We start from the raw sequence: 10,325 nt of genomic DNA, 5'->3' as shown, positions 1-10,325 counted from the left end.
CCGTCAGCAAGAAAAGATCAGACATGGTCACCGCTCGATTTTCGAACCGTGAATCACGCAGCAAAGCGGAAATCAATGGGTCCTGACCCTAGGGTTTTGCTGGTATCGCCATTTTCATTTTCTCTTTCCTGTGCCTTCGGCTCAACGTATTCAGGGTATTTGTCGGTCTGGCCGATGTCTGAGTAATCGCCTAACGCCTTTGCCTCATTGACCGCTGACGCTTCGTTCATTGCAGTTGACAAGTGGCCCAGTAATTTCATGCGCGAAGCTGAAGTGATGCTCAGGTGGCGCTTGCCGAGAGCCGCATCAACAAGCCCTCCGAACCTCGCCTCGAGTGTTGCTTGTGTCTTCAGTGGGTCGTCGATTTCCACCTCCAACTCGTTGACCAGCCCTTTCTGAACCAACGCTTTCCGCTTCGAAACGTCCTGCCACATCTGGGGTTCACCGGGGTTTTCGCCGAAGACCGCCACGAACGCTGCCCGCACCTCGCCAGCAAGTGCCAGTGCCTGTTTGTGGCTCAACTCAATTGGCCCTCTCCTCAAGCTGTCTCAGTGGGCTTCAACTGCGGCCAATGCTGCTGGGAACCGCTTCCGCGCTTCCGTCAGTTCTTTCGTCCTCAGATACGCTTTGGCGTTAGTGTTGATCTTGGCTCGCGTTGTGGTGTCACCGATGGGGATAGTCAAGAACGTCTCCTGTGCTTTTTTCGCGACGTCTGCAGGAGCCGCAACCCACAGGTAATAGGTCCCGTTATCTCGTAAGACAGGGTTCGGCACTATATTCACTCGCTTCAATGTACCACCTCCATGTACCAGACACGGCGGCGTCACACCCTAAAATATAAGGGGAGCCATAAAACACGAGTGATTAGATGGTGCTGCTGGAGAGAATTGAACTCTCGACCTCTCCCTTACCAAGGGAGTGCTCTACCTCTGAGCTACAGCAGCATCGTGGGCGGGTGATTAGACTCAAACGAAACGCGGCGCAAGGGTGTCTGGACGGTTTTTTTCGCCTCCTGTAGAGAAAGACCATGGCAGACAAAGATACACCTAAAAAACACGGCAAATCCGGTGATACGCGGGAAGAGCGGCTGAAAGCAGCACTCAAGGCCAACATGGCTCGGCGCAAGGCGCAGGCCAAGGCGCGGGCGGCCTCGGATGACAAAGCCGACAAGGACGAAGGATAAGAGCAGATGGATTCGATTCTGGTGACGGGCAACGGGCCGCTGAACGGTCAGATACCGATTGCGGGGGCCAAGAACGCGTGCCTGACGCTGATGCCTGCGACGCTACTCAGCGAAGAACCGCTGACGCTGACCAATGCGCCACGCCTCAGCGATATCAAGACCATGACAGCGCTGCTGCAATCGCTGGGGGCCGAGGTGTCCGCGCTGCAGGACGGTCAGGTGATCGCGATGTCCAGCCATGATCTGACCAGCCAGACGGCGGATTATGACATCGTGCGCAAGATGCGGGCCTCAAATCTGGTGCTGGGGCCGTTGCTGGCGCGTTTCGGGCAGGCGGTCGTGTCGCTGCCGGGTGGCTGCGCCATTGGCGCGCGACCGATGGATTTGCATGTCGAAGGGCTCGAGGCTCTGGGCGCCGAGATCGAACTGAAAGACGGGTATCTGCACGCCAAGGCCCCGGGCGGGCTGAAAGGCGCGGTGCATGAGATGCGCTTTGCCTCGGTCGGGGCGACCGAGAACATCGTCATGGCTGCAACCTTGGCCAAAGGCACCACTGTCCTGAAGAACGCTGCGCGCGAGCCCGAGATTGTCGATCTGGTGGAGTGTTTGCGCAAGATGGGCGCTCAGATATCGGGTGAAGGGACATCGACGATCGAAATTCAGGGCGTCGACCGCCTGCACGGTGCCACCCATCAGGTGGTGACGGACCGGATTGAGCTGGGCACCTATATGCTGGCCCCTGCGATCTGCGGTGGCGAGGTAGAACTGCTGGGCGGGCGCATGTCGCTGGTCAGTTCCTTCGTGGAAAAACTCGAAGCCGCAGGCGTCAGCGTTTCGGAAACCGAAAAGGGCCTGAAAGTTGCGCGCAAGAATGGCCGCGTGCAGGCCGTGGACGTGGTCACCGAACCGTTCCCGGGCTTTCCGACCGACCTGCAGGCGCAGATGATGGCGCTAATGTGTACGGCCGAAGGGACCTCGGTTCTGGAGGAGCGCATTTTCGAAAATCGCTTCATGCACGCGCCGGAACTGACCCGCATGGGTGCGCAGATCGAGGTGCATGGCGGGACGGCCACGGTCACCGGGGTTGAGCAGCTGAAAGGCGCGCCGGTTATGGCCACAGATCTGCGGGCTTCGGTCTCGTTGATTCTGGCGGGTCTTGCGGCAGAAGGGGAGACTACGGTCAGCCGGGTCTATCATCTGGACCGCGGATATGAGCATGTGGTGCGCAAACTGGAAGGCGTAGGTGCCAAAATCGAACGGATCAAAGGCGAATGACAGACGCAAGTTTTGAAGACGGCCGCGAAGCGCCGCTGAATCTGGGCGCCGAAGACGGCGATGACCTGCAGGTGATCTCATCGCTTGCGCAGGATGCGGTGTTCCCAGTGACCGAGATGAAGTGGCAACCCTCGCAGCGCCGTTTCGGGCTGTTGCTGAACCGCTTTAGGTGGGAGGACAAGGATGCCGCCACGCGCCGCGACCGCCCATTTGAGCGCGTGCAGTCGGTTCTGGTGTTCGACTCGGTGTTGTCGGTCGCCAGTCAGGGTATCGACCGCCGCGACACGGATATGGTGATGTCGCTGCTCTCGGTCGATTTCGAGGCGGGCGAGGACGGCGCGGGACAGATCCTGTTGACCCTTGCGGGCGACGGCGCGATCCGCCTGACGGTCGAGGCAATTGAAGCCACCCTGAAAGACGTGACGCGCCCCTATCAGGCTCCCTCGGGCCAGGCACCGCATCATCCAGAATAAACGCGGCATATCGCAGGCCTTCTCCGGACCCGCCTCGGGTCTGGAGCTGCGCCGTGCGACCGTGTTCGATGTGTTCCAGATCAGCCAGGTGTTGATCCGCTCGATCACCCATCTCTGCGCGGCGGATCACCACAAAGACCCCGAACTTGTGGCGTTGTGGACCGCCAACAAAGACCCGCAGTCCGTTCGCGGGTGGATACAAAGCGGCTCGGATATCTGGGTGGCTGAGCTAGCCGGGCAGATCGTGGCCGTCGGCGGGCTGCGCCACGGTTCGATGATCTCACTGCTCTATGTCGATCCCGGCCATGTGCGGCGTGGTATCGGGCGGGCCCTTTTGGCCCGGCTGGAGCAGGAGCTAGCGGATCAGGGCTGTGCGCAGGCCTATCTGGATGCAACCCACACAGCACGGGCTTTCTACCTCAGATATGGCTGGGTTTGGGCGGGCGATGTGGAAGAGTGGCACGGGATGACCCAATTCCCCCTGCGCAAATCGCTGCACCTGGCCGAGAAGGGTTGAGACCAACCCTTACGGGCGATATGTCCCCGTGAAACGCTCCGGAGTGCCAGATCATGCCCGTTTTCCACGACACCACCTCGCCCGATTTTGAGGCTGCCTTTCAAACGCTGCTATCGGCCAAGCGCGAAGACAGCCCGGATGTGGATGCCGTGGTGGCCGGGATCATCGACGATGTCCGCAGCCGTGGCGATGCGGCGGTGATCGAGCTGACCGCAAAATTCGACCGGCTGGAACTGACGCCCGAGACACTGGCCTTTTCGGCTGACGAAATTGCCGAAGCCGTCGAACAGGTGACCCCCGAAGACGGCGCCGCGCTGGAACTGGCGGCAGAGCGCATCCGCGCCTATCACGAAAAGCAGATGCCCGAAGACCACCAGTGGACCGATGAGACCGGGGCGACGCTCGGCTGGCGCTGGTCGGCCGTCTCGGCGGCGGGTCTCTACGTGCCTGGCGGTTTGGCCTCCTACCCCTCATCCGTTTTGATGAACGCGATTCCGGCCAAGGTGGCAGGGGTTGAGCGGTTGGCCATCGTCGTGCCTACGCCCGACGGGCAGGCAAACCCGCTGGTCCTGCTGGCCGCGCAACTGTCCGGTGTGGATGAGATCTACCGTATCGGCGGCGCGCAAGCCGTCGCCGCGCTGGCCTATGGCACCGAAACCATCGCTCCGGTCGACAAGATCACCGGCCCGGGCAATGCCTTTGTCGCTGCCGCAAAACGCCGGGTGTTCGGCAAGGTCGGGATCGACATGATCGCGGGTCCTTCGGAGATTCTCGTGATCGCCGACAAGGACAATGAGCCCGACTGGATCGCGCTGGACCTGCTTAGCCAGGCCGAACATGATGAAAGCGCGCAGTCGATCCTGATCACGGATGATGCCGGATTTGGTCAAGCCGTGGCGCTGGCCGTCGAAAAACGACTTGATACCCTACAGCGCCGCGCCATCGCCGGCGCCAGCTGGCGGGACTTTGGCGCGATCATCACCGTGCGCGATCTGGATGAGGCCGCCGCGCTGTCGAACCGCATCGCACCGGAACACTTGGAACTATGCGTGGCCGACCCGGTCGCGCTGAGCGCCAAGACCATCCACGCAGGCGCGATTTTCCTTGGACAGTACACTCCGGAAGCCATCGGAGACTATGTCGGCGGCCCCAACCATGTGCTTCCCACGGCACGGTCGGCGCGGTTCTCATCCGGCCTCAGCGTGATGGATTTCCTCAAGCGTACCACCCTCAGCCAGATGACCCCCGAAGCGCTGCGCGCGATCGGCCCTGCGGCTGAGACATTGGCGCAGTCGGAAAGCCTCGAAGCGCATGGTTTGTCCGTCACCGCACGTCTGAACCGGCTGAACGGCTGATGGGACGCAAAGATCGCCAGCTTGTGGCGTTTCTGTGCGTTGCCCATTGAAATTCATTGTTATAGGTCTGAGCAGACGTGAAGGATGTGACTGTTAAAATGACCCGTATCTCGCATATCGAACTGGATGACCGGAACCTGCCCCCGCCGACCCCTGAGATCGAGCAGGAGCGCAAGGTCGCCATCTATGATCTGCTTGAGGAGAACAGCTTTGACCTGCCTCAGCGGGATGATCGCGCCATTCCCGACGGCCCCTATCACCTGCAGCTTTCGATCCGCGACAAACGACTGGTCTTTGATATCAGCACCGAAGACAGCCAGAAGGCAGCTGAATTCCACCTGTCCCTCGGGCCGTTCCGACAGGTGGTGAAGGACTATTTCCAGATCTGCCAAAGCTATTTCGACGCGGTCAAATCTCTGCCGCCCAGCCAGATCGAAACCATCGACATGGCCCGGCGCGGTATTCACAACGAAGGCAGCCGGGTTCTGCAGGAACGGCTGGAAGGCAAGGCCGACGTAGACACCGACACCGCCCGACGCCTGTTCACGCTGATCTGCGTGCTACATTTCGGAGGCTAACGGGTGACGCCTCTGCCGCAGTCCATTCTGTTCTGTTGCGACCACAACTCGGTTCGGTCTCCGATGGCCGAAGGCATCATGAAAAAGTTCTACGGCACCGGCACCTATGTGCAGTCCGCCGGCGTCCGCAACGATCTGGATATTGACGGCTTCTGCATCGCAGTCTGTCAGGAAATGGGCGTTGAGCTGTCCCGCCACCGCACCCGATCCTTTGACGAGATGCAGGAATGGGGTGACGATCTCAGCTCGTTCGATCTGATCGTCGCTTTGTCCCCGGCCAGTCAGCGCAAAGCGCTGGAGTTGACCCGGATTTTCCACCTCGATGTCGATTATTGGCCAATAATGGACCCTACCGGGATGGGCGAGACACGGGAATCAAAGCTACATCACTACCGACAGACCCGCGATCAGATCATCAAGCATCTGAAAGACCGCTGGGGCGAACCAACGGAGTGACCCATGAACCAGACCGTGAAGACCTATTTCGACGCCTTCAACGCCGGTGATGTCGATGGCATGCTGGCCTGTCTGTCCGATGACGTGGCCCATCATGTGAACGAAGGCCAGATCCGCGTCGGCAAAGAGAAATTCGCAGCTTTCTGCGCTCATATGAACCGCTGCTACAAAGAGAACCTGACCGATATCGTGGTGTTCGATGCCCAAGGTGGCACCCGCGCTGGGGCCGAGTTCATCGTCAACGGCACCTATCTGGAAACCGATGAGGGCCTGCCCGAGGCGCATGGACAGACCTACCGCCTGCCTGCAGGCTCGTTCTTTGACCTGCATGACGGCAAGATCACCCGCGTCACCACCTTCTATAACCTTGCAGACTGGACCAAACAGGTCTCGAATGGCTGAGGTTACATCCGTCCGCCCCCTGATCGGTGCAGCCCTCGAGGCCGCTCTGGACGACGTCGCGCGACTGCGGATCGAGGTGTTTCGGGCCTGGCCTTACCTCTATGATGGCGATCTGGAATACGAGCGCAGCTACCTGCAATCCTATCGCGACAGCGACAAGGCCATCGTTGTCGGCGCCTTCGACAATGACCACCTGATCGGAGCGTCGACGGGCGCGCCGTTGACCGACCACGCCGACGATTTTGCCGCCGCGTTTAAAAGTACAAGCCTGGACCTGTCACAGATTTTCTACTGTGCCGAATCCGTCCTTCTGTCCGACTACCGAGGTCAAGGCGTCGGTCACAAATTCTTCGATCAGCGCGAAGCCCACGCCCGCGCGCAGGGTTTCACCAAATGCGCCTTCTGCAGCGTCCAACGCCCGGCAGATCACCCAATGCGGCCCGAATCCTATCACCCACTTGATACGTTCTGGAGATCCCGCGGCTACGAACCATTACCCGGAGCCATCGCTCAATTCTCGTGGAAAGATGTCGGGGACGAGGGCGAGACACTCAAGCCATTGCAGTTTTGGATCCGGGATTTGTCAGCATGAGCCTTGCCGGCAGTCTCCGGTGCCATACCCAATCAACGCAGGCTTAAACTGCAGCCACGTTCTGAGAAAGTCCTGTAAGACCAGCGAGGCAAAGTTCTCAACCTTGACGCCTTCGACTGATTAGACCGTATTTCACGGCCCAGCCGCGGAGTGACCTGGTCTTGCGCTTTTTCGGGACCACGCTGTCTTTGCTCTGGGCGCCGCCTTTGCGATTGAACTCATAGACGTCAATGACACGTTCCGCGCAGCCGCAGGCCTCACCCATGCCGACCTTGGCGAAATAGAACTTCTCGAAGCTTTCAGGTTTTTGCATGGTGCCCTCCGGGTGCGATTAAACCACATGGGCCTTAGACCTCCAATTCACTTTGTCGTCGTTTTGTCCGACTGAAAGGTTGGGCCTGTACATGCCCAGCAATCGTCACTTAGTGTCCCGGCAAATCAGTATCGAAGGACAGATTCATGAGAGTCGCCACCTCCGCCTATGACCTCGATTGGCTCGACAGTTGGGCGCAATACGAGGACAAGCTGAACGCCTGGGTGGCGCAGGCCGCCGGGAACGGGGCCGAGTTGCTGGTCTTTCCCGAATACGGCGCAATGGAACTTTCGACACTGGACGGGGCCGACGTGGCGGTTGATCTGGAGCGGTCGATTCAGGCGGTCTCGGACCGGATAGAAGATGTGCAGAACCTGCACCAGCGCTTGGCGAAGGAATACAAGACGTACATCCTAGGGGCTTCGGCCCCAGTCGCAACAGGTGCAGGGCGTCCGGTGAACCGGGCGGAACTTTATGCGCCAGATGGCCGTCAGGACCATCAGGACAAGCAGATCATGACCCGGTTCGAGCGCGAACAATGGGACATCGCCCCCGGCGGCCCTCTTAAACTGTTCGACACGGCATTGGGCAAGATCGGCGTACTGATCTGCTATGACAGCGAATTCCCCCTGCTAGGCCGCGCCCTGAGCGATGCGGATCTGATCCTTGTCCCCTCCTGTACCGAAGCGTTAGCGGGGTATTGGCGCGTGCGCATCGGGGCGATGTCGCGTGCCTTGGAAAATCAATGCGTTACGGTCATGGCGTCCTTGGTGGGGAACAATGAATGGTCCGAGGCCGTGGATATGAACACCGGCACAGGCGGCATTTTTGGCCCGCCTGACAAGGGCTTTCCACAAACCGGCGTTCTGGCCGAAGGGGTGTTGAACCAACCGGGCTGGACCTATGCCGATATCGACCTGAGCGCTATCGCCGATGTCCGCGCCGAAGGGCATGTCCTGAATCGAACCCACTGGGACGAGCAATCCCCCCGAGTCGAATCTGTCACATTCTCCGCGCTTTAATGATTCCGCCCTTGAAATAAGGGAAAAATAGGCTCATTTAAGCGCACATCCTCGCAGATTCTGCGAGTGCAACGTAATGATGGAGACAACATGGCCAAGGAAGATACGCTCGAATTTCCCGGTGTCGTGAAGGAACTCCTGCCTAATGCGACGTTTCGGGTCGAGCTGGAAAACGGCCATGAGATCATCGCACATACGGCAGGCAAGATGCGCAAGAACCGCATCCGTGTTCTGGCCGGCGACAAAGTTCAGGTCGAGATGACCCCTTACGATCTGACCAAGGGTCGGATCAACTACCGCTTCAAGTAACGCCCTACCTCATGGCGTTTATCCTCGGATCGGGCAGCCCAAGGCGGCTGGACCTGCTGGCGCAGCTTGGCGTGCAGCCCGATGCCGTGCGCCCTCCTGACATTGACGAAACGCCTTTGAAGGGTGAGCTTCCGGTTCCCTATTGCAGCCGTATTGCGCGCGAAAAAGCGCAGGCAGTTCAGGCGGATAGTGCAGATATTGTCCTGTGCGCGGACACCACGGTGGCGCTGGGGCGCCGCATTCTGGGCAAACCCGAAAACGCAGGCGAAGCGGCCGAGTTTCTGCATGCTCTGTCCGGACGTCGGCACCGGGTCGTGACATCGGTCGCGGTGCGCTGCGGAGACCGTGTGTTGCAGCGTGACGTGGTCTCTCAGGTCAAGATGAAACGCTTGTCGGATGTCGAGGTGAACGCCTATCTTTCGACAGATGACTGGCAAGGCAAGGCGGGTGGTTATGCCATCCAAGGCCCGGCCGGGGCGTTCATTCCCTGGATTTCCGGATCGTTCACCGGCATCGTGGGCCTGCCCCTGTCCGAGACCGCCGCACTTTTGCAGGCAATCGGCTACCCATTGTACAGAGAGGCGCAATGAAAGGCCGCACAATCGTTTTGGACCATATCGAGGGCCGCGAAGCAGCCGCGTTTATGGTCGACGGCAAGCTCGACGATTTTCTGATCGCCGGAGACGCGCCACCCCCCGGTACGATCTACCGCGCGCGCGCAGATCGCCCGGTCAAAGGCCAAGGCGGCATGTTCCTCACCACTCCGGACGGGCCAGCCTTTCTGCGTCAGGTCAAGGGCCTCGCGCCCGGAGCGCTTCTGCTGGTGCAGGTGACAGGTTTTGCCGAACCCGGCAAAGCCGTTCCGGTCACCGACCGCGTTCTGTTTAAAAGCCGCTATGCGATTGTCACACCCGAAGCTCCGGGCCTGAACATCTCGCGCAGCATCAAGGATGAGGATGAGCGCGACCGCCTGCTGGAAATCGCCCACGAGGTCATGGGTGACAGCGCCTATGGCCTGATTCTGCGGTCATGCTGTGTTGGTGCGGATGCGGATGACATCGCCGAAGATATCGGCGCCATGCTGACACAGGCCGAACAGGTCCTGAACGATCCGGGTACCGAGCCTGAAACCCTGGCCGAGGGTGACGGCCCACATATCCTGGCCTGGCGAGATTGGACTGACCCAGCGGATGTCGTGACCGAGGCCGGTGGGTTCGAACATCACGGCGTTCTGGACGCGCTGGACATTGCCCGCGGAATTGCCGAGCCTTTGCCGGGTGGAGGGCATCTATACATCGAACCCACCCGCGCGCTTATTGCGGTGGATGTGAATACCGGAGCCGACACTTCGCTCGCCGCTGGCACAAAGGCCAATTTCGCCTGCGCCAAGACCCTTCCTCGCGCCCTGAGGGTTCGTGGTTTGGGCGGGCAAATCACGATCGACATGGCCCCGATGCCCAAGAAAGACCGTCGCGGTCTGGAGCAAGCCCTACGCGCCGCGTTCAAGACGGACGGGATCGAAACGACGCTCGCAGGCTGGACACCACTGGGCCATTTCGAGTTGCAACGCAAACGAGGGCGTATCCCTCTAAGTGAGGTGCTCGGATGACTTGCCCGATCTGTCAGGAAAAGACGGTTTCCAAATACCGCCCGTTCTGTTCCAAACGCTGTGCGGATCTGGATCTGGCGAAGTGGCTGAACGGATCCTACGCCGTGCCCTCGCAGCGCGAAGAGGACATCGAGGACACGATTTCCGAACCCGAAGACATCCCCCGCCGTCCACACTGAAAAAATGTCAAAAAGCCTCTGGACACTGCTTGGTGCAAGTCATAGAAGGCCTCCACCCAATG

The 10,325-nt window shown here is 59.8% G+C and carries 16 protein-coding genes and 1 tRNA gene; 14 read left to right on the top strand and 3 right to left on the bottom strand.

Translation table 11 applies throughout. From position 1 onward, the window contains the following. Nucleotides 1-53: 53 nt before the first annotated feature. Entirely contained in the window at nt 54-521 is a 468-nt protein-coding gene (locus ACR0J4_RS17440) for a hypothetical protein (protein ID WP_170550455.1), read from the bottom strand. 348 nt (nt 522-869) lie between these two features. Beyond that, nucleotides 870-944: transfer RNA gene (locus ACR0J4_RS17435), tRNA-Thr, on the bottom strand. 83 nt (nt 945-1,027) lie between these two features. On the opposite strand from ACR0J4_RS17435, the gene ACR0J4_RS17430 reads away from it, so the two are divergent. From ACR0J4_RS17430 to ACR0J4_RS17390, 9 genes are all read left to right on the top strand, one after another. Beyond that, on the top strand, nt 1,028-1,183 hold the full coding sequence (locus ACR0J4_RS17430) for a hypothetical protein (protein WP_170550458.1): 156 nt from the start codon (nt 1,028-1,030) through the stop codon (nt 1,181-1,183). Nucleotides 1,184-1,189: 6 nt separating this feature from the next. Continuing rightward, nucleotides 1,190-2,458, top strand: coding sequence for a UDP-N-acetylglucosamine 1-carboxyvinyltransferase (murA, locus tag ACR0J4_RS17425; protein WP_170643488.1), 1,269 nt, complete (start codon nt 1,190-1,192; stop codon nt 2,456-2,458). Next, the gene (locus tag ACR0J4_RS17420; protein ID WP_170470878.1) at nt 2,455-2,931 is read left to right on the top strand and encodes a DUF2948 family protein; all 477 of its coding nucleotides are present in this window, start codon (nt 2,455-2,457) and stop codon (nt 2,929-2,931) included. The genes murA and ACR0J4_RS17420 overlap by 4 nt, the downstream gene beginning before the upstream one ends. 61 nt (nt 2,932-2,992) lie before the next feature. Further along, nucleotides 2,993-3,448 (top strand): GNAT family N-acetyltransferase, encoded by a 456-nt coding sequence (locus tag ACR0J4_RS17415; RefSeq protein WP_480668753.1) that lies wholly within the window; start codon nt 2,993-2,995, stop codon nt 3,446-3,448. A 53-nt stretch (nt 3,449-3,501) separates the two neighbouring features. Further along, nucleotides 3,502-4,803, top strand: a complete 1,302-nt coding sequence (gene hisD / locus ACR0J4_RS17410) for a histidinol dehydrogenase (protein WP_170643487.1) — start codon at nt 3,502-3,504, stop codon at nt 4,801-4,803. Nucleotides 4,804-4,901: 98 nt separating this feature from the next. Next, nucleotides 4,902-5,381: a UPF0262 family protein gene (locus tag ACR0J4_RS17405; protein ID WP_170379879.1), complete on the top strand. Its 480-nt coding sequence runs from the start codon at nt 4,902-4,904 to the stop codon at nt 5,379-5,381. A gap of 3 nt (nt 5,382-5,384) precedes the next feature. Beyond that, complete coding sequence (locus ACR0J4_RS17400; RefSeq protein WP_170462968.1) at nt 5,385-5,837, top strand: arsenate-mycothiol transferase ArsC; 453 nt, start codon at nt 5,385-5,387, stop codon at nt 5,835-5,837. A 3-nt stretch (nt 5,838-5,840) separates the two neighbouring features. After that, nucleotides 5,841-6,239, top strand: a complete 399-nt coding sequence (locus ACR0J4_RS17395; RefSeq protein WP_170643486.1) for a ketosteroid isomerase-related protein — start codon at nt 5,841-5,843, stop codon at nt 6,237-6,239. Continuing rightward, nucleotides 6,232-6,831 (top strand): GNAT family N-acetyltransferase, encoded by a 600-nt coding sequence (locus tag ACR0J4_RS17390; RefSeq protein WP_170643485.1) that lies wholly within the window; start codon nt 6,232-6,234, stop codon nt 6,829-6,831. Before ACR0J4_RS17395 ends, ACR0J4_RS17390 begins: the two co-directional genes overlap by 8 nt. Before the next feature lie 97 nt (nt 6,832-6,928). Here ACR0J4_RS17390 and ACR0J4_RS17385 read toward each other — a convergent pair whose 3' ends face one another. Beyond that, nucleotides 6,929-7,144, bottom strand: coding sequence for a hypothetical protein (locus tag ACR0J4_RS17385; protein ID WP_170462965.1), 216 nt, complete (start codon nt 7,142-7,144; stop codon nt 6,929-6,931). Between the two features lie 146 nt (nt 7,145-7,290). Between ACR0J4_RS17385 and ACR0J4_RS17380 the strand changes: the two genes are divergently transcribed. From ACR0J4_RS17380 to ACR0J4_RS17360, 5 genes are all read left to right on the top strand, one after another. Continuing rightward, nucleotides 7,291-8,166, top strand: a complete 876-nt coding sequence (locus ACR0J4_RS17380; protein WP_170643484.1) for a carbon-nitrogen hydrolase family protein — start codon at nt 7,291-7,293, stop codon at nt 8,164-8,166. Nucleotides 8,167-8,256: 90 nt separating this feature from the next. Continuing rightward, nucleotides 8,257-8,475 (top strand): translation initiation factor IF-1, encoded by a 219-nt coding sequence (gene infA / locus ACR0J4_RS17375; protein ID WP_005978431.1) that lies wholly within the window; start codon nt 8,257-8,259, stop codon nt 8,473-8,475. Nucleotides 8,476-8,486: 11 nt separating this feature from the next. Beyond that, nucleotides 8,487-9,065 (top strand): Maf family protein, encoded by a 579-nt coding sequence (locus tag ACR0J4_RS17370; protein ID WP_170643483.1) that lies wholly within the window; start codon nt 8,487-8,489, stop codon nt 9,063-9,065. After that, nucleotides 9,062-10,084 carry a ribonuclease E/G gene (locus tag ACR0J4_RS17365; protein WP_170747390.1) on the top strand — a complete coding sequence of 341 codons (1,023 nt, stop codon included), beginning with the start codon at nt 9,062-9,064 and terminating at the stop codon, nt 10,082-10,084. The genes ACR0J4_RS17370 and ACR0J4_RS17365 overlap by 4 nt, the downstream gene beginning before the upstream one ends. Further along, the gene (locus tag ACR0J4_RS17360) at nt 10,081-10,263 is read left to right on the top strand and encodes a DNA gyrase inhibitor YacG (RefSeq protein WP_170550489.1); all 183 of its coding nucleotides are present in this window, start codon (nt 10,081-10,083) and stop codon (nt 10,261-10,263) included. The genes ACR0J4_RS17365 and ACR0J4_RS17360 overlap by 4 nt, the downstream gene beginning before the upstream one ends. Nucleotides 10,264-10,325: the final 62 nt, after the last annotated feature.

The organism is Ruegeria sp. B10 (genome assembly GCF_056539825.1).
The sequence above is the reverse complement of the archived record's forward strand: the minus strand, read 5'-3'. Positions and strand labels throughout refer to the sequence as shown.